The organism is Streptomyces sp. WZ.A104 (assembly GCF_002382885.1).
Taxonomy (GTDB): Bacteria; Actinomycetota; Actinomycetes; order Streptomycetales; family Streptomycetaceae; genus Streptomyces.
This window is the reverse complement of sequence record NZ_NWVL01000103.1, coordinates 1-23343: the sequence shown is the minus strand read 5'-3', so window position 1 is coordinate 23343 and position 23343 is coordinate 1. Positions and strand designations below refer to the sequence as shown.

General features: G+C 70.6%; 25 protein-coding genes and 1 pseudogene. 11 read left to right on the top strand and 15 right to left on the bottom strand.

What is annotated here, in order from left to right; genetic code table 11:
• Positions 1 to 423, top strand: a 423-nt coding sequence (locus tag CIB93_RS34070) for an IS5 family transposase (protein WP_107470998.1), incomplete at its 5' end; no start/stop codon positions are given.
• Here the strand turns inward: CIB93_RS34070 and CIB93_RS34065 are convergent.
• Positions 405 to 866, bottom strand: a pseudogene (locus CIB93_RS34065) (Scr1 family TA system antitoxin-like transcriptional regulator); the annotation flags it as partial. The gene CIB93_RS34070 and the pseudogene CIB93_RS34065 sit on opposite strands and share 19 nt — an antisense overlap.
• An 82-nt stretch (positions 867 to 948) precedes the next feature.
• On the opposite strand from CIB93_RS34065, the gene CIB93_RS34060 reads away from it, so the two are divergent.
• The 3 genes from CIB93_RS34060 to CIB93_RS34050 all read left to right on the top strand — a co-directional run bounded on the left by CIB93_RS34060 (position 949) and on the right by CIB93_RS34050 (position 3478).
• Positions 949 to 1374 carry a hypothetical protein gene (locus CIB93_RS34060; protein WP_096632563.1) on the top strand — a complete coding sequence of 142 codons (426 nt, stop codon included), beginning with the start codon at positions 949 to 951 and terminating at the stop codon, positions 1372 to 1374.
• A 444-nt stretch (positions 1375 to 1818) separates the two neighbouring features.
• The gene (locus CIB93_RS39315; protein WP_257002487.1) at positions 1819 to 2160 is read left to right on the top strand and encodes a hypothetical protein; all 342 of its coding nucleotides are present in this window, start codon (positions 1819 to 1821) and stop codon (positions 2158 to 2160) included.
• Between the two features lie 397 nt (positions 2161 to 2557).
• Positions 2558 to 3478, top strand: coding sequence for a CPBP family intramembrane glutamic endopeptidase (locus tag CIB93_RS34050; protein WP_096632567.1), 921 nt, complete (start codon positions 2558 to 2560; stop codon positions 3476 to 3478).
• Positions 3479 to 3736: 258 nt separating this feature from the next.
• Here the strand turns inward: CIB93_RS34050 and CIB93_RS34045 are convergent, their stop codons facing one another.
• Together CIB93_RS34045 and CIB93_RS34040 are read right to left on the bottom strand one after the other, a co-directional pair.
• A complete protein-coding gene (locus tag CIB93_RS34045) occupies positions 3737 to 4483 on the bottom strand; it encodes a hypothetical protein (RefSeq protein ID WP_096632561.1) in 747 nt (248 codons plus the stop codon).
• A 201-nt stretch (positions 4484 to 4684) separates the two neighbouring features.
• Positions 4685 to 5614, bottom strand: coding sequence for a hypothetical protein (locus tag CIB93_RS34040; RefSeq protein WP_096632560.1), 930 nt, complete (start codon positions 5612 to 5614; stop codon positions 4685 to 4687).
• A gap of 288 nt (positions 5615 to 5902) precedes the next feature.
• On the opposite strand from CIB93_RS34040, the gene CIB93_RS34035 reads away from it, so the two are divergent.
• Positions 5903 to 6544 (top strand): TetR/AcrR family transcriptional regulator, encoded by a 642-nt coding sequence (locus CIB93_RS34035; protein ID WP_096632558.1) that lies wholly within the window; start codon positions 5903 to 5905, stop codon positions 6542 to 6544.
• Between the two features lie 24 nt (positions 6545 to 6568).
• On the opposite strand, the gene CIB93_RS34030 is transcribed toward CIB93_RS34035, so the two are convergent.
• Entirely contained in the window at positions 6569 to 7339 is a 771-nt protein-coding gene (locus CIB93_RS34030; protein ID WP_257002486.1) for a GDSL-type esterase/lipase family protein, read from the bottom strand.
• Here CIB93_RS34030 and CIB93_RS34025 point away from each other — a divergent pair.
• Positions 7338 to 8375: a hypothetical protein gene (locus CIB93_RS34025; protein ID WP_096632557.1), complete on the top strand. Its 1038-nt coding sequence runs from the start codon at positions 7338 to 7340 to the stop codon at positions 8373 to 8375. The genes CIB93_RS34030 and CIB93_RS34025 overlap by 2 nt on opposite strands.
• A gap of 9 nt (positions 8376 to 8384) precedes the next feature.
• Here the strand turns inward: CIB93_RS34025 and CIB93_RS34020 are convergent, their stop codons facing one another.
• Both CIB93_RS34020 and CIB93_RS34015 read right to left on the bottom strand, forming a co-directional pair.
• The gene (locus tag CIB93_RS34020) at positions 8385 to 8786 is read right to left on the bottom strand and encodes a PPOX class F420-dependent oxidoreductase (protein WP_096632555.1); all 402 of its coding nucleotides are present in this window, start codon (positions 8784 to 8786) and stop codon (positions 8385 to 8387) included.
• A 31-nt stretch (positions 8787 to 8817) separates the two neighbouring features.
• Positions 8818 to 9795, bottom strand: coding sequence for a TetR/AcrR family transcriptional regulator (locus CIB93_RS34015; protein ID WP_096632554.1), 978 nt, complete (start codon positions 9793 to 9795; stop codon positions 8818 to 8820).
• Between the two features lie 246 nt (positions 9796 to 10041).
• Here CIB93_RS34015 and CIB93_RS34010 point away from each other — a divergent pair, with 246 nt between their 5' ends.
• Positions 10042 to 10620, top strand: coding sequence for a GNAT family N-acetyltransferase (locus CIB93_RS34010; RefSeq protein ID WP_096632552.1), 579 nt, complete (start codon positions 10042 to 10044; stop codon positions 10618 to 10620).
• 6 nt (positions 10621 to 10626) lie between these two features.
• Here CIB93_RS34010 and CIB93_RS34005 read toward each other — a convergent pair whose 3' ends face one another.
• From CIB93_RS34005 to CIB93_RS33985, 4 genes are all read right to left on the bottom strand, one after another.
• Entirely contained in the window at positions 10627 to 11730 is a 1104-nt protein-coding gene (locus CIB93_RS34005) for a methyltransferase domain-containing protein (RefSeq protein ID WP_096632551.1), read from the bottom strand.
• Complete coding sequence (locus CIB93_RS39310; RefSeq protein WP_257002485.1) at positions 11727 to 11858, bottom strand: hypothetical protein; 132 nt, start codon at positions 11856 to 11858, stop codon at positions 11727 to 11729. The genes CIB93_RS34005 and CIB93_RS39310 overlap by 4 nt, the downstream gene beginning before the upstream one ends.
• An 809-nt stretch (positions 11859 to 12667) precedes the next feature.
• Positions 12668 to 13510 (bottom strand): helix-turn-helix transcriptional regulator, encoded by an 843-nt coding sequence (locus CIB93_RS33990; RefSeq protein ID WP_096632546.1) that lies wholly within the window; start codon positions 13508 to 13510, stop codon positions 12668 to 12670.
• On the bottom strand, positions 13507 to 14250 hold the full coding sequence (locus CIB93_RS33985; protein ID WP_096632545.1) for a DUF6879 family protein: 744 nt from the start codon (positions 14248 to 14250) through the stop codon (positions 13507 to 13509). The genes CIB93_RS33990 and CIB93_RS33985 overlap by 4 nt, the downstream gene beginning before the upstream one ends.
• Before the next feature lie 576 nt (positions 14251 to 14826).
• Here CIB93_RS33985 and CIB93_RS33975 point away from each other — a divergent pair.
• Complete coding sequence (locus tag CIB93_RS33975) at positions 14827 to 15894, top strand: MarR family transcriptional regulator (protein WP_257002484.1); 1068 nt, start codon at positions 14827 to 14829, stop codon at positions 15892 to 15894.
• Positions 15895 to 15993: 99 nt separating this feature from the next.
• Here CIB93_RS33975 and CIB93_RS33970 read toward each other — a convergent pair whose 3' ends face one another.
• On the bottom strand, positions 15994 to 16458 hold the full coding sequence (locus tag CIB93_RS33970; RefSeq protein WP_096632541.1) for a MarR family winged helix-turn-helix transcriptional regulator: 465 nt from the start codon (positions 16456 to 16458) through the stop codon (positions 15994 to 15996).
• Between the two features lie 205 nt (positions 16459 to 16663).
• Here CIB93_RS33970 and CIB93_RS33965 point away from each other — a divergent pair, with 205 nt between their 5' ends.
• The 3 genes from CIB93_RS33965 (at position 16664) to CIB93_RS33955 (ending at position 18654) form a co-directional block, all read left to right on the top strand.
• On the top strand, positions 16664 to 17320 hold the full coding sequence (locus CIB93_RS33965) for a hydrolase (protein ID WP_096632539.1): 657 nt from the start codon (positions 16664 to 16666) through the stop codon (positions 17318 to 17320).
• 187 nt (positions 17321 to 17507) lie between these two features.
• Positions 17508 to 18230, top strand: a complete 723-nt coding sequence (locus tag CIB93_RS33960) for a class I SAM-dependent methyltransferase (RefSeq protein WP_096632538.1) — start codon at positions 17508 to 17510, stop codon at positions 18228 to 18230.
• 10 nt (positions 18231 to 18240) lie between these two features.
• The gene (locus CIB93_RS33955) at positions 18241 to 18654 is read left to right on the top strand and encodes a DUF4259 domain-containing protein (protein WP_096632536.1); all 414 of its coding nucleotides are present in this window, start codon (positions 18241 to 18243) and stop codon (positions 18652 to 18654) included.
• 10 nt (positions 18655 to 18664) lie between these two features.
• Here the strand turns inward: CIB93_RS33955 and CIB93_RS33950 are convergent, their stop codons facing one another.
• From CIB93_RS33950 to CIB93_RS33935, 4 genes are all read right to left on the bottom strand, one after another.
• Positions 18665 to 19276 carry a Uma2 family endonuclease gene (locus CIB93_RS33950; protein ID WP_096632535.1) on the bottom strand — a complete coding sequence of 204 codons (612 nt, stop codon included), beginning with the start codon at positions 19274 to 19276 and terminating at the stop codon, positions 18665 to 18667.
• A 160-nt stretch (positions 19277 to 19436) separates the two neighbouring features.
• Positions 19437 to 20555 carry a phosphoserine transaminase gene (gene serC, locus CIB93_RS33945; protein WP_096632533.1) on the bottom strand — a complete coding sequence of 373 codons (1119 nt, stop codon included), beginning with the start codon at positions 20553 to 20555 and terminating at the stop codon, positions 19437 to 19439.
• Positions 20556 to 20685: 130 nt separating this feature from the next.
• Complete coding sequence (locus CIB93_RS33940; protein ID WP_096632532.1) at positions 20686 to 21915, bottom strand: cytochrome P450; 1230 nt, start codon at positions 21913 to 21915, stop codon at positions 20686 to 20688.
• Complete coding sequence (locus CIB93_RS33935) at positions 21912 to 23207, bottom strand: cytochrome P450 (RefSeq protein WP_179500339.1); 1296 nt, start codon at positions 23205 to 23207, stop codon at positions 21912 to 21914. The genes CIB93_RS33940 and CIB93_RS33935 overlap by 4 nt, the downstream gene beginning before the upstream one ends.
• Positions 23208 to 23343 lie beyond the last annotated feature (136 nt).

Sequence of the window (23343 nt, the reverse complement as noted above, 5' to 3'; positions counted from 1 at the left end):
AAGTACGGCTCGAAGATCCACCTGATCACGGAACGATCAGGTCTGCCCATATCCATCGGCATCTCCGGGGCCAACCTGCACGACAGCCAGGCCCTGATCCCGCTCGTGAAGGGCATCCCACCGATCTCTTCGCGCCGCGGCCGGCGACGGCGCAAGCCCGGCAAACTCCACGCCGACAAGGGCTACGACTACGCCCACCTGCGGCGATGGTTACGCGAGCGCGGCATCACCCACCGCATCGCCCGCAAGGGAGTCGAGTCCTCGCAACAGCTGGGCCGCCACCGCTGGACCGTGGAACGCACCATGGCCTGGCTCGCCGGCTGCCGCCGCCTCCACCGCCGCTACGAACGCAAAGCCGACCACTTCCTCGCCTTCACCAGCATCGCCTGCACCCTCATCTGCTACCGCCGACTCGCCAAATGAGATGACTTCTTAGCCTCGATCTCGTCGTCGTCATAGGTCGGGTAGTGGCTCGTGAAGACCGCCCGTGCGTACGACTCCGTCTGGAGCAGGCCGGGCATGACGTGGTTCTCGTACGCGTGCCGGGCCCACGCCTTCTCCTCTTCCTCCGCAAACGGCGTGAACCAGTCCGGCAGCGGACTGCGCTGCTTCGTCTGCTTCGTCTGCTTCGGCGGCTTCGGTGCGGCGACGATCAGTGCACCTTGTGCACCCAGCACCTCGTCCGCCCGCTGCACGAAGACGCCCTTCGGCGGTCGCGCGCCCCGTTCCACCATCGCCACTTGGGACTTGGAGTAGCCGATGCGCTTGCCCAACTGCTCCTGGGACAGCCCGGCCCGCTCGCGGAAGTGTCTGAGCAGCAGGCCGAACATCTCGGCGGCGGTTTCGGCCTGATCACTGGAGTGCACGGGTTCACCTCGGCTGTACACCACTGTTCACAACCTGCTTGTGACCCTGGTCACGGTACGTGTGCGCCGCAACGCTTAGCGCATGGAACTCCGAAATTCACTGGATCCGGTTCCCTCCTGGATTCCCGCCTCCGGCCACGCCCTCCGGCACGTGGGCATCCACTTCGACGCCGTACGGGCCATCGGCATGCTCGGTGAGGAAATCGCTTACGAGGTCATGCAGTTCACCGACTTCCAGGCCGGTCCCATCGTCCGCTCCGGCATTGGCGAGCGCAGCATGTACTTCCTGCTGGCGCCCGGTACCGCCGCCGCGTTCCGGTGGCCTCCCGGGGTGGAGGCGATGAGCAGGAGTGCGCGCGGGGACGCGTTTGTGGGGGTGCCCGCGCTGGACGGGGCCACCTGGCCGCTGGACTGGCGGTCGCGGCCGACGGCCCACGAGCCGTTCGTGCAGGGCGGGTTGCTGCACGAGATGGCGTGGCTGCGGGCGGGGTGTGCCGTGAAGGAGTGACCGGGCGTGGCCTGGCCCCCGGCTGCGGTGCCGTGATCGCGACATCACGCTCTGTGCGCGTATGTACGTGTGCGTGTGTGGGGCGGCCCCCGATGGTGTTAGCGCACCGGTCCGGGGACCTTCACCAATAGTGGAGCAGGAGTCCACCCGCGGTGATTTCGCATGTTGTCCCGCCCGACCGGGGCTATACGAAGGCCCCCAACGACCTCGTCCGCAACCCGCGCATGGGTAGTGACGCGAAGCTCCTGGTCATCTACGTACAAGGGCTGCCCGAGATCGATCGGGACAAGGCTCTGAGCGAGCACGCCCGGGAGCTTCGGTTGACCGGGCGCGCCTACCAGAAGGCGAAGGCCGATCTGGTGACGTACGGGTTGTCCACGAGAAGCGGGAGAGCGTCGCCGGGGGGGGCGATGGCGGACCGTGCAGGTGTTCTCCAACCGCCCGTTGACGGACGATCGGGCGGCACGGCTGCGGGCCGGTGTTCCGGCCGACGGGTACGGGTGCGGGTACGGGGACGAGCTGCTCGACACCGCCCCCACTGCCGCCCCGGCTCTGATCGCCTGCGCGAGGCCCGGCGAGGAGCACATGTTCCGGCCCGCCGTCCCGTGGGCCACCACCTGCGGGCCCTGTCATCGGGCGGAGCGGCGCGCCTACTGGGCCGAGGTGCACGCCCACGCCGAGACCGCACCAGAGCCTCCCTCGTGGCGCGGGCGCTTCGCCGCCGTCGGGGGGAGCGACGACGGGGGCGGGGCGCAGGACTGCGGTGGGCGGGCAGCCGCCAGATAGCGGCATGACTGGGGGGAGGGAACGGCATGGCGGGTTCCCTCCGCTGCACGGTCACGGCCGACTCCTGGCCGCACTGTCGCCGTAGCCGTGAGCTGGTTCACTCTGCCCCGAATCGCTTTGACCCGAGTGCTGGGCGCCCGAAGGATCGGCGATGATCTGTATTGCCTGTTCTTGACCGGAGCAGGCTCGGAATGCATGCAAGGGGGAACACGTGGACGAGCAACACACTGCGGGAGCGGGCGAGCCGACTCGTACGGCCGAGCAGGGCCCTACGGCCTGGGCGGCCCCTGCGACCGGACCAGTCCCTACGGCCTGGGCGGCGCCCGTGAACGAGTCGCCGACGCCCGTCCCCGCCCCCGCCTGGCAGGGATGGGACCGGCCCCCCGAGTGGGCCCGCATCCCGTCCGGGCCTGCCCGGGCGCCCTCCGGGTCCCGCTATGACGAGCAGGGGCGCAATGGGCGGGGCGGCGGCAGGCTCGCGTGGGTGGGGGAGCTGGTCGTTGTCCTGGGGATGCTCATCGGCGGGCTGTTGACCGTTTTCGGTGTCGCTTCCATCGTCGCGGCGGTGTTCGATCTGGCGCCCGCCTCGGCGGACAGTGAAGTGGTCTTCACCGATCCGGTCGCCGAGCTCGCCATGTCGCTCGTCAGCCTGGCGATCGGCATACCCGTGGTCCTGTTCGGCGCTCGCCAGATGGGTAAGCGCCCTGCCGGGACGGTGTCCTCCGTCGTGGGGCGGCTTCGCTGGGGGTGGCTCGGGCGCTGTGCTGTCGTGGGCGTCCCGCTGATGGTCCTGCAGTTGGGGCTGATGATCGCGTGGACCTGGGACGACGAGCCGGTCGGGGATGTGGGCGGGGGCTTCCCGGGCTGGTCCGCCTTCGCCGTGAGCCTTGCCGTCGTGCTGGCGCTCGTCCCGTTCCAGGCCGCCGCCGAGGAGTACGTCTTCCGGGGCTGGCTGGTCCAGGTGATCGGGCGGGCCGTCCGGTCGCCCTGGCCCGCCGTCGTACTCGCGTCGCTCCTGTTCGCTCTGGCTCACGGGTTCGGCGAACTCTCCGGGTTCGTCCTGCTGTTCTACTCGGCGCTGTGGTGGGGATGGCTGGTCATCCGTACCGGCGGCCTCGAAGCGGTGATCGTCATGCACGTCGCCAACAACGTGATCACGTTCGGGCTCGCGGCGGGCTTCGGCGCGCTCGACGACACCAGCACCGCGGCCGACGCCCCTTGGCAGGCCATGGTCGTCGAGCTCGTCTTCGCCCCGCTGTACTGCCTGGTCATCGCGCGGATGGCGGACCGGCGCGGGATCGCGCGGGTGAGTCCCTGAAGTCCTGATCGCCGAGTACGGGAGGCGGTAGCCGTCGTTCTCGCGGGGGAGTTCGCGGTGAAGGCGTGTGCGTGAGCGTGAGCGGGGGGCGTGGTCAGGGGCCGTGGGCGGCCGTGCCGACGATGGGCCCCACCCGCCGCGTAGCTGCTGGGGCCCATCGTCAGACGCTGAGGTGGCTGAAGCCGCAGAGGCCCCTGAGGCCAATGAGGCCGCTGAGGCCAATGAGGCGGCTGAGGAGGCGGCTCAGGAGCCGGTGGCTCAACGGACCTCGAAGAAGTTCACGTTGTGCCGGTTGACCTTGATGCCGAGCTTGACGAAGCCGCCGTCGCGGTCGTCGCCCGCGTACTTGCCCCAGTACTGGCAGTGCAGACCGGTCTCGGTCTCCTCGTCGACGGCCTTGGCCACGGGCAGCTCCTCGCAGGAGAGCTTCTCGGCGTCGGACCGGCCCTTGTAGGACTCCCAGAGCCGGTTGTAGGCGGCCTTGGCGACCAGCAGGCTCTTCTTCGGGGTGCTGTTGTAGAAGGTCATGAAGCTGCCCGGCTTGTACTTGTCGCTGATCTTGACCTCGTACGGGATGACCGCGCCCTCGTAGGTGACGTTGCAGACGCTGACCGCGCCGGCCTCCTGGGTGACGCCGTCGGGGCAGTTCGCGCTCGTCTTGCCGGGGACCTTGACCCGGCTGAGCAGGCTCTCCTGGAGCTTGTGCTCCACCTTCTCGGTGAACGAGGCGCCGTTGTCGGGCTTCGGGAGGACCTTGAGCTTCGGGTCGGAGCTGGAGACGAGGACGTCCGGCTGCGGACCGGTGACGGCGACCGCCAGGTCCGCCCCGGGCTCGGGGGCCTTGTCCTCCTTCTCGGGCGCCCGGTCGGCGGACCCGGCCGAGCCGGCCGAAGCGCGGGACTTGCCGGAGTCGTCGTCCGACGAGGGACCGCACCCGGTGACCAGGATGCCGACGGCGGCGAGTCCGATGAGGTTCTTCCCAATGAGGTTCTTCGAGATACGCATAAGCGGAGCCTAAGTTGCGCCTGTGATGTCCCTGTGTGACGAGTCAGGGCTTCGTGGGCTCTAGGAGGGCCGGGCAAACGGTATGAGAAGCGCAAAGATTGGGGTATTCCGATTTGCGATCTGTACGTTCCGTGACCCTGATGGTGACTCAGCCGAGAAGGACTCGTGGCGCGAATGTGACGGTGGGTTCTGCTCGCGGCGTCATGCGCCGGGGGCTTTCGTCAGCTCGTGCAGGTCGGGGGCGTCCGGGTCGCCGACGTATTGGTAGAGGGTGAGCCGGTCCGCTGTGCCGCCGACGCTCCAGGGGGCGAACCCGCACGTCCCGACCGTGATCTCCACCCTCTGGGCCGTGGTGTCCGGCCCGGGCTCGAAGCTCCAGGTCCCCGGCCCCGTACAGCTGTTGTCGTTGTCGTTGTCGTGGGAGAGGTGATCGCCGCTCGGGGCGCCCTTGGCGAGGCCGGTGGAGCCGTAGCCGAGGTCGGCGTGGAGGCCGGAGCCGGTGGCCCGGCTGTCCGGCGTGAGGGTCAGTGTCCCGCCGTTGCCGTCCGACCAGCTTCCGACGAGGTCCGCCGAGGTGACCGCAGGCGGGCGGTACTCCTTCAGGAGCCCCGTCGACAGGGCGGCTGCGCCGAGCACGGCCGTGACGACCACGGTGAGAACGCCCCACAGCAGGACCGGGCCGAAGATCCGCTTCCGGCGCGACCGGCAGAGCAGGGCCGGAACGGCGATGGTGACCGTGGTCAGCGACCACCCCAGGGCGATGGCGCCGGGCTTCCCGCCGCCGGCCAGGGCGACGGCCGTACCGACGGGCGCGAGGGCGACGGCCCCCGCCACCGGCGGAACGCACCACCACGCCTCACGACCGGCGAACCGGCGCCCCAGCGCGTCGCTCAGCCAGGCCGTGGGGAGGACGAGGGTCAAGGAGACCGCGGCCGTGAAGGTGGCTCCGATCACGGCGAGCACGGGCAGGAACAGGACGAACAGGGGCGAGCCGCCGGTGCCTTCGGGGGTCGGTGCCGCCTGGGTCTCGTCGTACACGATGGACACGACGAGGGCGAGCGCCGCCTCCAGGAACAGGACCATCATCGAGAGCAGCAGGTTCAGTCCGTAGAGCCGCTTCTCGTTCTCCATCGTTCAGGGCCCCCTTGCGCACGGCGGTGGGTGCGGTTCGCCCGGTGCGGCGGCCGCTGTGCTGATCGTGCCAGACCTGTTTGAACGCGTTCAACGCGGGTCCCGCGGTGCGTCGCCGCAGGACCGGGTGGGTGGGGGAAGGTGCTGAAGAAGCGTTTCCGCGTGCGGGTATTCGCCCGTACGGGTGTGGCGCTACGGCCCGTACGGCGGTGGGCGAGCACAATGGGGCGGCGGTTCGTGCAGAGGAGCTGAGGCCCCTCTCCCGCACCTTGCGCTCAAGGAGGACCGGTGGCGGAGAGCTGGACGGTTCAGCGGACCGGGCCCGGGGATGTCGCCCGCATGCAGGCGCGCGAACAACTTCTCGAAGCGGCGAGGGAGTTGTTCGGGATCAACGGCTACCGCGAGACCGCCGAGCGGGAGGTGTGCGAGGCGGCCGGGGTTCCGGTGGAGGTGCTGCGCCAGGAGTACGGCTCCCGGGAGGGCCTGCTCATCGCCCTCCACAACCGGGTCACGACAGCCGGCCTGCGGGCCGCGGAGGCCGCCCTGCTCTCCGAGGGAATCGACGACTGCTCGATCGCGGAGCGGGTCCGCCGGCTCTTCGACGCGTACGTGGAGGCCGTCACCCTGGACCCGCGCGAGGCCCGCGTGACGTTCGTCGAAGTGCTGGGCGTGAGCGCCGTGGTGGACGAGCACTGCAAGCTCTGGCGTGCGCTGTGGACGGAGTTCCTGACCGGTGAGACCGAGCGGGCGGTGGAGCGGGGGGAGGCGGAGAGCCGGGACTACCGGGTCGACGTGATGGTCATGGTCGGCACGGTCCATGAACTGATGGCCCACCACGCCCGCCGCTGCCGCCGGGCCCGCCCCGGGGAGGTCTCGGGGGAACTGGCCCAGCTGGCGCTGTCGATGCTGGGGTCGCGGTCGGTGGGGTGAGGGCGAGCGCGTGAGCCCTGCCGGTCAGGCCGGCAAGGGCTGCTCCAGCGCCTGACGCTCGGCGTACGGGCCGCCCAGCGCCCACGCCTGGTGCATCGCGTCGGCGAAGGCGGCGGCCAGTTTGTGTTCGCCGGTCGGGCCGGGGTGGGTGCCGTCGTAGGTGTCGGTGTGGATGTCGTACGCCGTGGGGCGCGAGGCCAGGAGGAGGGGGGAGGCGGGGTCGTCCAGGTCGGCCACGGCCTTGGCCAGGAGTTCGTTGAAGCGGGCGCAGGAGGCGGCGAAGGGGGCGTCCGTCTCGGCCCGGACGTTCGGTATCACCGGGAGCAGCACCATGCGCATGCGAGGGTTCGCCGTGCGGGCAGCCGTGATGAACGCGCGGGCGTTGGCCGCCGTCTGCTCGGCGTCCGTGTAGAACCCGAGGTCTATCAGCCCCAGGGAGACCAGCAGGACGTCCGCCTCCGCCTCGCGCGCCGCGTCCGCGATCACCGGGGCCATGTGCAGCCAGCCCTCGCCCCAGCCGGACAGATGGCGGCGGGCGAGCGCCGGGAAGGACGGGTCCGCGTACGTCTCGGAGAGCGGGGCGTTCGCCTCGGCGTCGTACAGCGTCGAGCGCGGGCCGACGATCTCGTACGGGAGGGCGGGGAACGACTCCAGGTGCTGCCACATCCGGTAGCGCCAGGTGAAGTCGCCGGCGCGCCCGATGGTCATGGAATCGCCGACGAAGAGGAAACGCATGGCGTCATCATGGCCGATCATGCCTCCGGCCTGCGACGTGACGATGGACACTTGGGCCATGCGTTCGTATCTGACCGGCCCGGCGGGCACCCGTGCTGCCGTCCTCGCCGCTGCTCTTCTGCTGCTCGCGGGGGGCGGCCCGGCCGTGGCCGACGACGGCCGGGCCGATCGTGACTTCACGATCGAGGACCCCCGTATCACCGAGTCCAGCGGCCTCGCCGCCAGCCGCGCGCACCCCGGCGTCTACTGGACGCACAACGACAGCGACGACGGCCCCTACGTCTTCGCCGTCGACTCCCGCACCGGGAGGACGGTCGCGACGATCACCATGCGGGGGGTGGGTGAGCCGCGGGACGTGGAAGGCATCTCGATCGGGCCCGACGGCGACATCTACGTCGGTGACATCGGGGACAACCTGGACGGCTCGTGGAGTCATGTCTGGCTCTACCGTTTTCCCGAGCCGAAGGAGCTGCGCGACGCCACCGTCACCGCCGTCCAGTACGACGTGAAGTACGCCGACGGGCCCCGCGACGCCGAGGCGCTGATGGTCCACCCGAAGACCGGCCGCGTCTACATCGCCTCCAAGAACGGGGACGGCGGCGGCCTCTACGAAGGGCCCGCGAAGCTCACCACCGGGGCCGTGAACACGTTCCGGCGGGTCGACGAAGTGCCGTGGGTGACGGATGGTGCCTTCTCACCCGACGGGGGCTCGCTGGTGCTGCGGTCGTACTTCAGCGCCCGCGTGTACGACTTCGAGGACGGCCGGCTCGGGGAGAGCGAGGCGGTCGCCGCGCCGTTCCAGCGGCAGGCGGAGTCGGTGACGTACACGGCGGACGGGTCGGCCCTGATGTTCGGGTCGGAGGGCCTGCGCAGCGGTGTGGTGCGCGTGGAGGTCGCCGGTCGTGAGGGCGGAAGGGACGGTGCGCCGTCCAAGGGCGGTGACGAGGCCGGTGACCGGGGCGGTGACCGGGAGCGGGGGAGTGGCAGCGGGAGCGCCGCCGCGGATGGCTCCGGGGACGGCAACGTGGCTCTGGGGGCGGCCGTCCTCGTCGGGATCGCGGTCCTGTGGCTCGGGCTGAGGCGGCGGCGGGGGTAGGCGGCGGGCTCAGTCGTCGTCCGTGATCGGCCACACCTCGTAGTGCAGCGTCCGGTCCCTCTTCAGCCGGTGCGCGAGCGGCACCAGCACGCCGTGCACGATCGGGTACTTGCGCGACAGCATCCGCGCCGCGTGCGTGTTCTCCTTCGTGCCCGCCGGCAGCAGCCGGGCGTGGGCCCTGATCTGCGGTCCGGTGGGCCGGCCCCGGAGCGTGCAGGGGGCGATCTCCACCCGCGAGTGGTTGCGCATGCGCTCGACCTTCCAGGCCGAGGAGAACGTCCGGATGAACGCGTGATCGCCCTCGACGGCGATGTTGACCGGTGTGCCGACGGGCGTCCCGTCCTGGCGGTGGGTGCTCAGCAGGACGGCGTACTGCTTGACGAAAGGAGCGAGCTCCCGGCTGGCGTCCATATATCCATTGGGACACGGGCCGGGCCCGCTGTCACTTCTGCGCTGCCCTCCGTTCCCGGACCAGGGCCTCGAAACCGGCGATCAGCCGCTGGAGGCCGAACTCGAAGTGATCGAACTCGGCGCTGAAGGTGTCCTCCGCCATCGCCGCCATCACCGGGTACTCCCCGCTGAGCATGGCCCGCTCCAGGTAGGGGCGCTGGTTGTCCCAGAACTCCTCGTCGCTCAGCCCGGTCTGCGCCACCGCCTCCGCCGCATCGCCCTGGGTCCGGGCGAGGCCCTCCACGAAGCTGTTGACCGTGATGATCACGCCGATCAGCTCGGGGTCCCGCAGGCCCATGCCGCGCAGACCGCTGAGCGCGAGCTCAAGTCCGCGCAGGGCGCTGGGGCCGAGCACCGTACGGGCCTGGTTGATCTTGAGTAGCCAGGGGTGGCGGCGCAGGTTGTCCAGGTGCCCGCGGGCCATCCGGTCGACGGCCGCCCGCCAGTCGTCGGACAGTCCGTCGGAGTCCTGGGACAGCCCGTCGGAGTCCTCGGCCAGGTGGTCGGAGTCCCCGGAGTCCCTGGCCCGGTCGCCGGGATCTTCGGCCGGGTGGTCGGAGTCCCTGGCCCGGTCGCCGGAACCTTCGGCCCGGTCGTAGGCGGGTGCCCCCGCCGACGACCGGGCCGAGGCGGCGGATCGCTCCCCGGCGGGGCCGGTCGGCAGCGGTTCGCCGAGGACGCGGTCGAGCATCAGGTCCAGCAGTTCCGCCTTGCCGGGGACGTACCGGTAGAGAGACATCGTGCCCGTGCCCAGCTCGGTGGAGAGGCGGCGCATGGAGACGGCGGAGAGCCCTTCCGCGTCCGCCACGGCAATGGCGGCCGTGACGATCCGGTCCAGGGTGAGGCCCGGCTTGGGGCCGCGGCTGGGGCGTTCGCCGGTACCCCACAGGAGCTCCAGGCTGCGGGCGATGTCGCCGCTCCCGGTCGCCGAGCCGTCCGTCGTCGCCGCTGTCGATCCGTCTTTCGCCATGGCGTCAGCGTAATGCGCCGGAGAAGATTTGGGTACGCCGTACTCGCATTGGGGTACACCGTACCCAGTATCGGGTACGGTGTACCCCATTCGTTTTCTGGTCGACCGGAGAAGCAGGGGGTAGTGCCATGTCCATGCCTGAAACAGGGGTGAGGCTCACGTCCGGGTACGCGGTCCTCGCCGAGGGGGTCGTCAAGCGGTACCGGGCGCGGGGGAAGGGCGGGGCGGGGCGCGTAGGGTCGGGCCGTGTCCACCGTCGCGCCCCTGTCGTTCACCACACCCCGCCTCGACGCGCTCCCCCTCGATCCGGCGTACGCCGACGAGATGGCCGCCGTCCTCGCCGACCCCGCCCTGTACGTGTTCACCGGGGGCGGCCCGCCGGACCCGGCCGCGCTGCGGGCCCGGTACGAGCGGCAGTGCGCCGGTTCGCCGGACCCCGGGGAGCTGTGGTGGAACTGGGTACTCCGGGTCCGCGCGGAGGGCTGCCTCGCCGGGTACGTCCAGGCGACCGTACGAGGGCCCCGTGTGGAGATCGCCTGGGTGATCGGGACTCCGTGGCAGGGCCGGGGTTACGCGAGCGAGGCGGCGCAGGGCCTCGCGGCGCACCTGGTCGCGGCCGGAGGCGTCCGGGAGCTCGTCGCCCACATCCACCCCGACCACGCCGTGTCGTCGGCGGTGGCTGCGGCGGCGGGTCTCCGGCCGACCGGGGAGTGGGAGGACGGCGAGCAGCGGTGGGCTGCCGACACGTCTGTGCCGGGGGCCCGTGAGGGCCTGCTCCCAGTCGGCCCTTCGCGACGCCACGGGCCGACCCAGGACAGGCCCTGACACGGGTTACGCCCTGGTCGGCCGGATGACCTCGCGCGGGTCCCGCAGCCACACCTGCTGCCCCCGGTCGGTGACGGTCAGCCCGAACTGCTCCGCGCCGGGTCGCCCCGCCGACTCGTACTCCCACCAGACCCGCTCGATCTCCTCCCACAGGAACCCGGGCCCGTACTGCCACACCTCCTGCCCCGTGACGGCCGTCGCTCCGCCTCCGTCCTCCCGGGTCACCCACACCTGAACACCCTCATCGGTGTCCTTGTGGACGAGGCGTACGCCGGGCAGCCGCGCCCCCGCGAACAGCGCGAACCCGAGGTCGAGAAGCCGCGCGGGGTCCAGGCCCGACGCTCGGGCCCGCCCTCTGCCCCGTACCTCGTGGAGATCGGGTACGCGATGGGCTCGCATCGGCATGTACGTGGCCCCGCCGCGGAACGGCCCCACCGCCGTACCGTCATCCTGAACACGGAGCTGCACCAGAGCACCGGACCAGAACTCCCGGGCGAGCGGAGCCACGACGACCCCGCCGGGCCGGACCTGCCGCAGCAGCCCGTAGGGGACGTACCGCAACGCGCACGTGGAGATCAGCCGGTCCACCGGGCCCAGGCCGGGCCAGGGCTGTTCACCGTCCCCGACCCGCAGATGCGGCCGGTACCCGGCCCGCGCGAGGGCGTCGGCCGCCTGCCGGGCCACGACCGGGTCCAGCTCGACGCTGTGGACCAGATCGTCACCGAGCCGCTCGCAGAGCAGCGCGGCGACGTACCCGGTGCCGGTGCCGATCTCCAGCACCCGCATCCCGTCCCCGACATCGAGCAGCCCGAGCATCCGGGCCACCATGGAGGGCATCGAGTTCGACGACGTCGCGATACCGGGCCCGCCCTCGGCCCCGTCGTCGAGCTGCGTGATGACCGGCTCGTCGCTGTTGACCAGCGCCAGCCAGGCCTCCGTCCCCACGACCGGCTCACACCGGTCGGGCAACTGCCGCCAGACGTCCGCCGGAACGAACCGGCTGCGCGGCACGGCCTCGAAGACCTGTCGCCAACGGCCGTTGAGCAACCCGCGATCGACGAGGGCCCGGACCAGATCCGGGTAGGTCGGTACCTGGTGCGGTGTGCTCATGGCTGCGGGACGTACGTGGGGCGGCTGCCGTCCGGAGACGGCTTCGGCTCCGACGGCGGTGTCCACGGCTTGTCCGACGGAGGCCCGCCGTGCTTGCCGCCCTCAGCCCGTACGGGGGTGGTGGTCATCGTCCATCTCCTCTGCTCGGTGGAACGGTTCGATCGGCGGGGCGGCGGTGCAGCCGGTATATCCCGTACGGAGGGAAGAGGCCGACGCGGCACGGACGACCACTCTCGGCACACGCCCGGCAGAGAAGGTCCCGGCCGTCGGTGCTGTGCCGTACGGCGGTGACCGGAGCGCGCCAACACGCCTCACAGGTGCGGACATCCGTCACCGACAGGCTGACGCTCATCCGGCATCCCGGAGAGCAGTGGCCGACGCGTGGCACGGACAGACACAGTCCGGCCGCAGGCACAGGGCATCCACGGCAGGCAGCCCCGACACCGAAGCGCTGCGACAGACGACGCCGCACGGACCGTCCGCCCCGGCCGACAGCCCGCCCAGGCGGGCGCCCGTCCCCTCGGCCACATCGGCGGCGGTGATCGGATCACCACGCCACAACAACGTCACCCCATGCTCCGGACAATAGGCACCCGACCCGTCCTCGATCGGAAACTCGTGCACGCCGCCCTCCGCGTAACACCTCATCCGCGCCGGGCCTCCCGCCACGCCCGGCCAAGACGCACAGCCGTCGAGCAAGGGACTCCGGCACGGCAGGCGGCGCAGGTCGTGGTGTGGTCAAGAAGTACCCGGTATGCAGCTTCGGGCCTCGGTGAGGGAATGGTCAGCGTGCTCATGGCTTTTCCTTAGGGCTGGTGTGGGCTGGAGCCACACGCATCCGCGTGGCCATGAGCAGCACGTTAGAGAGCTGAGTACGAGGTGCGCTGGGCGGTTGCGTCAGGTTGCGAATCCCGCTGTACGCATTGGGCACGGTTGCCTAATCGAGCTCCAACGACGCCCGTGCACGACCGATCAAACGTCGTGCCTGCGGCCCCCGGACCGAGGCTTCGGCCATCAGATCCCACGCCCGCTCATACAGCACGACGTTCTCCTCGTCGTCGAGCCACATCTCGGTGTTGATCGTCTCGACGATCACGCGACGCCGGTCATAGATCCAAAACCCGTGGCCCGGCGCACGCCTCAGCTGCGCACCGAGGGGAAGCACGCAGATCTCGACAGTGTCCAGGCCGATCAGCCCGGCAAGCCGGTCCAGCTGTGCGGCCATCACCTCGCGGGGGCACGTCAGTACGTACAGGGCCGCTTCCCACACTACGAACCGAAAGAGTTTGCCGGCCTCGTACAACACCTCTTGGCGGCGCATGCGCGCCCGGACTGCTGCCTCGACGTCCCTGGGGATTCCGCGGAACTCGGCGTTCGCCTCGAACGTGTGCCGGGCGTAGTCCGCGGTCTGGAACAGTCCCGGAATGCGGGACACCTCCACTCCTCGGATGAGCTGCGTAGCCATCGTCTCGGTGACGGCCAGCTCCTGGCGTGCCCGATGCCCACCCGCGAGTTGCCGTCGCCACGACCGGTACTGCGATTCCAGTCCGACGAGCCGCCCCCGTAACTCGGTCGCAACACCAGGCTGCCCCACGGCCTGGGCCCACTCCATCAGGTCGCTCACGGTGGGGGTCTGCTTTCCTGTTTCCAGGCGGGACACCTTAGAGCGTTGCCAGCCGAGAACTTCGGCCACGCCCTTGCCGTTGAGCCCCGCCTCGCTGCGTAGCTCGCGGAGCCGTGCTCCGAGGGCGACCCGCGCGGTTTGGAAGTCGGTGCTCACCCGGTCGAAGTTGCTTCCTTCGCGAAGTCCGCGGTGCGTGTCGCGTGGTGCCAGGCAGCGTCTCGCGCCTGGCAAGCGAGAGCGACTTCGGCTGGGTCTTCGCTGAGGGCGACGCCGAGGGTCGTGTCGTCCTCAGCGAAGACGAACCTGGCGATCAGCCGGGAGTCGAACAGCCAGAAGTCGTGGCCGGGCAGGCCGAGTCGGACTGCCTGGGAGCGTGGCAGGTTGCGGATGTCCTCACCGGCCGCCACGTTGCCCTGGCCGCTGGCCAGAAGAAAACGTTGCCCCTCGGTCAGAGGCTCGTCGACGAGCCGGACCCGCTCGAACCGCTTTCCCTGAGCCGTCTGCGCCCGGACATTCTCGCGCCACGCGTTGTCCGGCTCGGCCGAGATGTCCGCGCCGCTCTTCCACCGGCCCCATTTCGGACTGTTGCGGTCGGAGGCGTATCCGTGCCGGGTTTCCAGCCGGAACGCGGTGTGCCTGAACTCGCTGAACAGCGGGGCGATCTCGGAGAAAGGCACCATCTCAGGAACGGTAGTGCGTGGTGCGAAGCGGACCAGGAGATCGCGTGGCACCAGTACGAATGTCTCGCTGTCTTTCACATCGCGGAGCTGCGCCAGGTGCTCGGGGTCGGTAACGCGGTCGCCCTGGACAAGGATGTCGGTGGTGCCCTCGACCTCGTAAAGAGTGGGGCAGTCTCCGTCGTCGCTGGTGGTGCCGAGGAACCTGAGGAGCGTCATAGTGCCCTCCGTCTACGCTGAGTGGGAATCCAGGATGCGGCGGATGGCGCGAGACCGAGGGCAGATTGCGCGGAATTGCAGATCCTCATCGAGGCAGAGCAGTTGCGCGCAACTGGCGTTAGGCGAGCACTTGATGAGCGTCTTGGGGGGGCTCACGTACATCGCGGTCCAGATCCGACTCGTCGAAGCGCGGGGGCTGCCTGGCGGTGATCGGGCGAGCGCGCCCCTGGGCCCGGGGCTCGGAACCCGAGTCCCGGGCTTCGGTACGGCCCGGCTCACTCTTCCGGGTGTACGCGGGCAGTGCCCCGGCCCGAAGCTCGGGTCCCGGGATTCGGGCGTCGGGACGCGGGACCCGGGGTTCGAGCGCCTTCTTTAACCGGTAGGTAGATGGAGGGGGTTGGGAAAACCTCCCCACCTTTCCCACCTCGTCACGGCCGAGAAATATGACTAATCGTGACAGCTTGCGGCGCAGAGTCACCACTGCTTACGGTGCGAGAACCAAACGACCCCGACGCGGTGTTGGAAGCACCAGGCCGGGGTCTCACCGCAAGACGACTACCCAAGAAAGTCGATCCCGTGGCTATCAAGCACCCTAGCTCCGCCCTGCACGACCCCGCACACTCTGCCGCGTACCCGATGGCCAAGCCCGGCTACGGCAAACGCGCCGCACCGGACCAACTTCCCCGCACTCCACAAGACTTCGCCTCGCTGCCGACGCGCGAGCGGTACGTGGCCGGGTTCGTCGACCACCTCCCCGAGGGCGCGGCGATGAGCGTGAAGCAGCTCGCCAAGCAGCTCCCGCTCTACGGGCAGCAGGCCATCTCCACCGCCCTGACAGCTCTGTCCGTCGCCGGGCACCTGCGACGCGTACGGTGCTCCGTCGGCGGCGCGGGCGACGAGACCCGCTGGGTCTACCGCACCTTCTGGTCCCGCACCGCCCGCGACAACGAGTGGTGGAGCACCTACCTCGCCACCGAGAAGGCCGCCCTGACCGCAGCCCCCGTACCCGTGGCTTCCGCCTTCGACGCGGCACCGCCGCCACTGTGGGCCCCGGCCGAGGCGCCGCCGTCCGACCCGGAGGGTCCCGACACGGAACAGGCCCCCGAACCCGCCGCCGTGCCGCACCAGCGCACCCCTGTCCAGGCGCCGGACACCGAGCCCCCCGCGACAGCCCAGGCCTCCGAAGCAGGCCGGTCTCCCGCCTACCTCGCCCTGGCCCGCCTCGGCCGTGAAGACCACCGCCTCGCCCTCTCCGCCGACGACTGCGCCGCCCTGGAAGGACTGGCGGCGCAATGGCTCGCCCGGGGCGTCACCATCGACTACCTGACCAGCGCCCTCACCGCAGGGCTGCCAGCCAGGGTCGACAGCCCTCTCGGCTTCGTCCGCCGCCGCCTCACCGACAAGATCCCACCCCGACTTCCCACCGAGAACGCCCGACCCGCCGCCCTCGCCCCGCCTCGCCGCCTCCTCATGGAATGCACCGACTGCGGACGTCCCGGTCGGCCGGAGGTCCTCCCTGACGGTCTCTGCCGCGCCTGCCGCGAAACCCACTCCCGCGGCGAAGGGAACTCGCCCCGCCCCGCCGAGACCGTCGACGTCAAGGCGCACATGAGCAACCTCCGCGACCTGCTCAAGCCCGTCTGACCTCACCTCGACAAGCCGATCGTCGTGCAGGTCCGCGAAGTCGATCGTGCCGGGGCTCGATGCCTGGGCGCAGTACCTCGCGGCGCTGCCCGGAGCCGGTCAGTCGGGCTGCTTCTCCATGTGCGTGAGGACGCGGTTCGCGATGTGGGAGAGAGCGTCCAGCTCCTCCTGGGTGAGGGCGTCGATGAACAGCCGGCGGACATGCTCGACGTGCAGGGGGGCGGCGTCCTCGATCGCCTTCCGGCCGGCCGGGGTGGCGATGATGAACGCTCCGCGTCCGTCGTCGGGGCAGTCCTCCTTGGTCACCAGTCCGCGCTTCGCCATCCGCGCCACCTGGTGGGACATGCGGCTCTTCTCCCACTCCACCAGCTGGGTCAGGTCCATGAAGCGCATCCGTCCGCCGGCCTCGGTGAGTCTGGCCAACACGATGTAGTCGGAGGGGGACATGCGGGAGTCGGCCTGTACCTGGCGTGAGAGCCGTCCGATGAGCTTCTCCTGCATGCGGATGAAGCTGTCCCAGGCGGCCTGCTGCTCCGGGGTCAGCCAGTGTGGCGGTGCGTCCATGCGAGGAGCGTAGCGAGGCGGTCGGCGGCTCGGCCATCGCCTGGGTGGGGCCGGCTCCCGCATCGGGCGATCGGGCCTCCGTATGCCTCGGCAAATCGACTGCCTCAATGGGTAGTTGACGCATCAATCATTGGTCCCTAATGTGGATGACACGTCAACTAAACCGTTGCGGCGGGTACACGTGAAGCTCCAGAAGGGGAATCCCATGAGCACCCAGAACAAGTCCGGACTCGACGCACTGCTGACGCCGGAGGAGAGCGTCCTGGTACTGATCGACCATCAGCCGTTCCAGTTCGCCAATCTGAACAGCCATGAGCCGACGATGATCGTCAACAACGTCGTCGGGCTCGCCAAGGCTGCCAAGGTCTACGACGTGCCGACGATCCTGACGACCGTTCTGGAGGAGCGCGGCGGTCTGATCATCCAGGGCATCCAGGACGTGTTCCCGGAACAGAGGCCGATCGACCGGACGTTCATCAACACCTGGCAGGACGAGCGCGTCGTCGACGCCGTCAAGGCGACCGGGCGGAAGAAGCTGATCCTGGCCGGGCTCTGGACGGAGATCTGCCTGGCGATGCCGGCCATCCAGGCGGCGGGCGAGGGGTTCGAGGTCTACGCCGTCACCGACGCGTCGGGGGGTGTCTCGGCCGAGGCCCACGACATGGCTGTGCGGCGCATGGTCCAGGCGGGCGTCGTGCCGATCACGTGGCTGGCCGTGATGGGCGAGTGGCAGCGCGACTGGGCCCGCGAGGAGACCATCCCGGGGGCCGCCGAGGTCCAGGCCCAGCACGGGGGCGCCACGGGTGTGGCCTTTGCCTGGGAGACGCAGCTCCTCGCCGGGCGTGCCCGGAGCGGTGTCTGACGTCGAGGCGGAACCGAGGACGAGCACCGTCCTGGCCAGGGCCGTGCGGACGGAAGACGGGTCGGAAGGCCCCGGACCGGGTTCGGCCCCGGCCCCGGGCCCGGGTCGGCCCCGGCCCCGGTCCCGGGTCGGCCCCGGGCTCGGCCCCGGCCCCGGTCCCGTCGGGGCGCCGCCTAGGGTGGTGGCCATGACCGCTCCCGACCCCTCGCCCGACTTCCTGCACGCCACCCGGGCCTCGTACGACACCATGGCGCCCGCCTATGTCGATTTCACCCGAGGTGAGTTGGTGGCCAAGCCCCTTGAGCGTGGGCTGCTGACCGCCTTCGCCGAGCTGGTGGCGAGGGACGGCGGCGGGCTCCCGCTGGCCGACGTCGGCTGCGGCACGGGCCGGGTGACCGGGTATCTGCACGGACTCGGGCTGGGGCTCGACGTGTTCGGGATCGACCTCGCCCCACGGATGCTGGCCGAGGCGCGGAAGAACCACCCCGGGCTGCGCTTCGAGGAGGGGTCCATGCTGGGCCTCGCGTTGCCGGACGCGTCATTGGGCGGGCTGCTCGCCTGGTACTCGACGATCCACGTCCCGGACGAGGAACTGCCGCGCGCCTTCGCGGAGTTCCACCGGGTGCTGGCCCCCGGCGCCTACGTACAGCTCGGCTTCCAGGTCGGGGACGAGCCGCTGCGGCTGACGGAGGCGTGGGGCATGGAGATCTCGCTCGTCTTCCACCGGCGGCGGCCGGAGCGGGTGGCCGAACTGCTGCGGGACGCGGGCCTGGAGGTGGTGTCCCGGGTGTGGCGGGAGCGGGAGACGGACGGGCCGTTCCCGGAGCGGGCACCGCAGGGGTTCGTCCTCGCGCGCAGGCCGATTGTCAGTGGCGGCTGTGAGTATGGGAACACCAGCACAGCGGATTGAGGGGGACCCCATGGGCGCTTGGGACATCGGCCACTTCGACAACGACACCGCCGCCGACTTCGGCGGACGGGTCGACGACGCGGAGCCCGGGAGGAAGGCGGACGTGCTCCGGGACGTCCTGACCGCCGTGGCGGACACCGGGCCGGAGGACTATGTGGACGGCGGGGAGGAGGCGGTGGCCGCCGCCGCGCTGATCGCCGCCCAGTGCCCCGGCGGCGAGCCCGTCACCACGCCGTACGGCCCCAAGGCATCCCTGCCCCCGCTCCCCGCCGACCTGCGCCCCCTGGCCGTCCGCGCCCTGGACCGCCTCACCGCGAAGAACGCCGAGCCACTGGACCTGTGGGCGGACGCCGGGGCGGACGAGCAGTGGCTGGCGGGGATAGCCGAGCTGCGGGCGGTGCTGGTGGCGGCGTCGGGGGAGTAGCGCCGCGTCCTCAGCGTTTCGGGCTGCCCGCGCGCACGATCTCGTCGACGTCCAGGGAGACTTCGGCGCCGATCGACGCGGGCAGAGGGGCCTCCTGGCCGGGCGCGTAGACCTCGTGGCGGTCGTAGCCGCCGGGGAGCGGCTCGGTCAGGACGTGCACGCGGCTGTGTTTGCGGTCGACGATGACGTACACCGGGATCTTGGCCTGGGCGTAGGCGACGACCTTGTGGCGGAGATCGTTCTGGTAGTTCCCGGACGTGACCTCCAGGACCAGGCGGAAGCAGGCGGGGTCGTAGCAGTTGTTCTCGATCAGGTGCTCGTCGAGGTCGGCGTCGACGATCGCCAGATCGGGGATCACGTAGTCGTCGGGACCGCTGGGGAGCCAGAGGCCGACCGCCTGAAGGACTTCAGTCTCGCCGTCGTCGAGCTCAGCGGCGATGAAAGGCCGCATGAGCTTGGTGAGCGCGCGGGCGTGCGGGCCGTCCGGGGGTGGTGCCACGGTGACGAGGCCTCCGATGATCTCGACGCGATGCCCCGGAAGCTGTTCGATGAGACGGTTGGCCGTTTCCAACAGCGTTTCCGGCTCACCGTCACAGGGGTGCTCGACTGCTGCTGCAGACATTGCGGGCCTCCTGGAATGGGCTGGTGTCGAGGCCATCATCGTAGGGCGGGGCAGCCCGACACCGCGCTTCTGGCATATGCCACCCGGTCGAGGGAAGCAGAAACGGCCCGGCACACCACGCGGGTGCCGGGCCGTCTCCGTACAGTCTGGAACCGGGAAGCTACAGCTTCTCGATCACGTAGTCGATGCACGCCGTCAGCGCCTGCACGTCCGCCGGGTCGATCGCCGGGAACATCGCCACGCGCAGCTGGTTGCGGCCCAGCTTGCGGTACGGCTCGGTGTCCACGATGCCGTTGGCGCGCAGCACCTTGGCGACGGCCGCCGCGTCGATCTCGTCCGCGAAGTCGATCGTGCCGATGACCTGCGAGCGCTTCGCCGGGTCCGTGACGAACGGGGTGGCGTACTTCGACTCGTCGGCCCAGCCGTAGAGGTGGCCGGAGGACGCGGCCGTGCGGCCCGTCGTGAAGTCCAGGCCGCCCTGGGTGTTCATCCACTTCAGCTGCTCGTTCAGCAGGAAGAGGGTGGACAGCGCCGGGGTGTTGTACGTCTGGTTCTTGAGGGAGTTGTCGATCGCCGTGGGCAGCGAGAAGAACTCCGGGATGTGCCGGCCCGAGGCGTGGACGCGGGCCGCACGCTCCAGGGCGGCCGGGGAGAACACGCCGATCCACAGGCCGCCGTCGGAGGCGAAGGACTTCTGCGGGGCGAAGTAGTAGACGTCGCTCTCGGTGATGTCGACCGGCAGCCCGCCCGCCCCGGAGGTGGCGTCCACCAGGACGAGTGCGCCCTCGTCGGCGCCCGCGACGCGCTTGACCGGGGCCGCGACACCCGTCGACGTCTCGTTGTGCGTGAAGGCGTAGACGTCCACGCCCGCCTCGGCCCGCGGGTCCGGGTGGGTGCCCGGGTCGGAGGCGATGACGGTCGGGTCGGACAGCCAGGGCGCGAGCTTCGCGGCCTTGGCGAACTTGGAGGAGAACTCACCGAAGTTCAGGTGCTGGGACTTCGACTCGATCAGACCGTGCGTCGCGATGTCCCAGAAGGCGGTGGAGCCGCCGTTGCCGAGGATGACCTCGTAACCCTCGGGGAGGGAGAAGAGCGCGCGCACGCCGTCGCGTACCTCGCCGACCAGGTTCTTGACCGGGGCCTGGCGGTGGGACGTGCCGAGGAGCGAGGTGCCGGTGGCGGCCAGCGCGTCGAGCGCCTCCGTCCGCACCTTGGAAGGACCGGCGCCGAAGCGTCCGTCGGCGGGCTTGATGTCAGCGGGAATCTGGATGTCGGCCACGAGTCGGAGCGTAGTCCCTCGACGGCACGGCCCAGCAACCGTGTCCGTCCGATGAGACGTGCGCTCCGGCCCGTGGACGTCACCCGGAGACGTGCGCTCCGGCCCGTGGACGTCAAGGCAGCGCGCGGGACTACGCCTCGTGGCCGAACGGGCAGCCCAACTGCACCGGCAGCTCGTACAGGTCGTTCTGCGTCACGATCGGCTTGTTGCGCAGCTCGGTGGCCGGGACCGCCAGCTCCAGTTCCGGGAACCGCTCGTAGAGGGCGGGGAGCGCGATCCCGGCCTCCAGGCGGGACAGCGCCGCGCCCGGGCAGACGTGCGGGCCGTGGCCGAAGGCGATGTGGCGGTTCGGGGTGCGGGTGGCGTCGAACTCGCCCGCCGTCGGGCCGTACTGCTCCTCGTCGCGGCCCAGCGCGCCGAACGAGATGATCAGGCCCTCGCCCTTCGGGAGGATACGGTCGCCCACCTCGATGTCCTCCGTCGCGAAGCGGATCAGGACGTGCGAGGTCGGGGTGTTCCAGCGCAGCGTCTCCTCGATCACGCCCTCCCACCCGATCTCCCCGTCCAGGACCTTCTTGCGCTGCTCGGGGTGGGTCTGGAGCGCCTCGACCACGTTGACGATCAGACTGATCGTGGTCTCATGTCCGGCGGCGATGATCAGTTGCAGCGTGTTGACGATCTCCTCGTCGGTGAGGTGGTCGCCGTTCTCGGAGGCCGCGATCAGGGCGCTGGTCAGGTCGTCGCCCGGGTTCGCCCGCTTGTCGTCGACGATCTTCGTGAAGAGGGCCCCGAGGTCCGCCATCATCTGCGGGACCTCCTCCGGCGGGGTCTGCGTCGAGAAGAACTTCTCGAACAGCTCCTTGAGGCGCGGGTGGTCCGCCCCGTCCACGCCCATCAGCTCGCTGATCACGTTCATGGGCAGGGGGTAGGCGAACTCGGCCTTCAGGTCCACCGGCTGCCCGGCCGGCAGTGCCGCCAGCTTCTCCAGGCTCGCGTTCGTCAGCGCCTCGATGCCCGCCCGCAGCCGCTCCACCCGCTTCACGGTCAGCGCCTGCGCCACCAGCGTACGGAGCCGGCGGTGGTCCGCCCCGTCGACCGTCAGCATCGAGCGGCCCGGGTTGGCCAGGCCGATCAGCGGCCAGTCCATCGGTATCTCGCCGCGCTGCCAGGCGTTCCAGACGTTGATGTCCTTGACCACCCGGCTGTCGGTGAGCAGCGCGCGGGCCTCCGCGTGGCGGGTGACCGCGTAGACGTGCACCCCGCCCGGCAGCTCCACCTCCGCGAGCGGACCGGCTGCCCGCAGCGCGGCGCTCTCGCCGTCGAGGTCGGTGACGAACGGGTCGAGCGCGATGCGGGTCATGCGGGGCCTCCGAAAGTTCCGGGTCTGCCGAGGGCGGGCGTGGGCGTGAAGGTCACCGGCAGGTCCGTCAGACCGCGCAGCCACGGTGACGGGCGGCGGGTGAGCTGCTCGGCGGGGACGGCGAGGTCCACGTCCGGCAGCCGGTCGAGCAGGACCTCGATGCCGGTACGGGCGATGACCTCGGCGGTCTCCTGGGCCGGGAACGGGCAGCGGTGCTCGCCGTGGCCGAAGGAGAGGAAGGCGTTGTTGCCGCCGGTCAGCGTCGAGCCGTCGGTCCGCACCTGGGGGTCCCCGTTGGCGGCGGCGAGGCCGAGGAGCAGCAGGTCACCGGCGCGGATGTGGCGGCCGCCGAGGTGGGTGTCGCGGGAGGCCCAGCGGCCCGCCACGTTCTGGGTCGGGGTGTCCTCCCAGAGGACTTCGTTCATCGCCTCGGCGACGCTGTGCCGCCCGCCGGAGAGCGAGGCGGCGAACCGGTCGTCGGTGAGCATCAGGCGCAGCGAGTTGCCCATCCAGTCGGCGGTCGGCTGGTGCCCGGCCGCCATCATCACCATGAGGTCCTGGGCGACCTCCTCGTCGGTGAAGCCGCCGCGGTCGGCGATCATCCGGCTCGCCACGTCGTCGCCGGGCTCGGCGTGCTTGTCGGCCAGCAGCCGGAACATCGAGGTGGCCAGGTGTTGCTGCCCGGCGAGCGCCCGCTCGCGGCCGTCGATCATGTCGTTGATCGCGCCGACCAGGGGGTGCGCCTCCGCGTCGGAGAAGCCGTAGATCCTGGCCAGCACGAGGGCGGGGAGCAGCTTGGCGTACTCCGCGATGATGTCCACCGAGCCCTTGGTGCAGAACCGGTCGATCAGCTCGTCCGCGAACTCCTCCGCGTACCGCTTCAGGGAGAACGGGTCGACGCCCTCCAGCGCGTTGCTGATCATCATCGCCCGGACGCTGTGGCGCTCGCCGACCGTGTAGAGGATCGAGGGCTGCTTGCGCCCGATCATCGGCAGCAGCGGCCAGTCGTCGGGGATGCGGTCCCACTGGTTCCACAGGTCGGAGTCCCGGCTGAAGAGGACCGGGTCGCCGGTGACCTGGTGCAGTTCGCGGTAGCCGAGGATCAGCCAGGCGGGCACGTCCCCGTCGAGCACGACCGGGGCGACGGCGCCGTGGTCGCGCCGCATGTCCCGGTAGAGCTGGACGGGGTCGCTCTGGAAGCGGGGCCCGGACAGGGGTACGGACCCGTGGGTGACGGGGCAGCCGGAGGTGGCGGTGCCGGTGGTGCCGGAGGTGCCGGAGGTGGTCGTCACGGGGCGGGCTCCGGGGTCGGTCCGGCAGCCGCCAGGGCCGCGTCGGCCAGGGCCGCGTCGGCCAGGGCCGCGTCGGCCAGGGCCGCGTCGGCCAGGGCCCCTGCGGGGACGGCCGCCTCGGGGGCGCGCAGGCGGG

Excerpts from the sequence above, each read along its gene's own strand:
- CIB93_RS34040 (WP_096632560.1), bottom strand. The coding sequence starts at position 5,614 with ATGGAGAACGAGAAGCGGCTCTACGGACTGAACCTGCTGCTCTCGATG.
- CIB93_RS34025 (WP_096632557.1), top strand. The coding sequence starts at position 7,338 with ATGCGTTCGTATCTGACCGGCCCGGCGGGCACCCGTGCTGCCGTCCTC.
- CIB93_RS34005 (WP_096632551.1), bottom strand. The coding sequence starts at position 11,730 with ATGAGCACACCGCACCAGGTACCGACCTACCCGGATCTGGTCCGGGCC.
- CIB93_RS33985 (WP_096632545.1), bottom strand. The coding sequence starts at position 14,250 with ATGACGCTCCTCAGGTTCCTCGGCACCACCAGCGACGACGGAGACTGC.
- CIB93_RS34045 (WP_096632561.1), bottom strand. The coding sequence starts at position 4,483 with ATGCGTATCTCGAAGAACCTCATTGGGAAGAACCTCATCGGACTCGCC.
- CIB93_RS33940 (WP_096632532.1), bottom strand. The coding sequence starts at position 21,915 with ATGACCCGCATCGCGCTCGACCCGTTCGTCACCGACCTCGACGGCGAG.
- CIB93_RS33950 (WP_096632535.1), bottom strand. The coding sequence starts at position 19,276 with ATGTCTGCAGCAGCAGTCGAGCACCCCTGTGACGGTGAGCCGGAAACG.
- CIB93_RS39310 (WP_257002485.1), bottom strand. The coding sequence starts at position 11,858 with ATGACCACCACCCCCGTACGGGCTGAGGGCGGCAAGCACGGCGGGCCT.
- CIB93_RS33960 (WP_096632538.1), top strand. The coding sequence starts at position 17,508 with ATGACCGCTCCCGACCCCTCGCCCGACTTCCTGCACGCCACCCGGGCC.
- CIB93_RS33970 (WP_096632541.1), bottom strand. The coding sequence starts at position 16,458 with ATGGACGCACCGCCACACTGGCTGACCCCGGAGCAGCAGGCCGCCTGG.
- CIB93_RS34015 (WP_096632554.1), bottom strand. The coding sequence starts at position 9,795 with ATGGCGAAAGACGGATCGACAGCGGCGACGACGGACGGCTCGGCGACC.
- CIB93_RS33965 (WP_096632539.1), top strand. The coding sequence starts at position 16,664 with ATGAGCACCCAGAACAAGTCCGGACTCGACGCACTGCTGACGCCGGAG.
- CIB93_RS34020 (WP_096632555.1), bottom strand. The coding sequence starts at position 8,786 with ATGGACGCCAGCCGGGAGCTCGCTCCTTTCGTCAAGCAGTACGCCGTC.
- CIB93_RS33955 (WP_096632536.1), top strand. The coding sequence starts at position 18,241 with ATGGGCGCTTGGGACATCGGCCACTTCGACAACGACACCGCCGCCGAC.
- CIB93_RS34060 (WP_096632563.1), top strand. The coding sequence starts at position 949 with ATGGAACTCCGAAATTCACTGGATCCGGTTCCCTCCTGGATTCCCGCC.
- CIB93_RS34030 (WP_257002486.1), bottom strand. The coding sequence starts at position 7,339 with ATGGCCCAAGTGTCCATCGTCACGTCGCAGGCCGGAGGCATGATCGGC.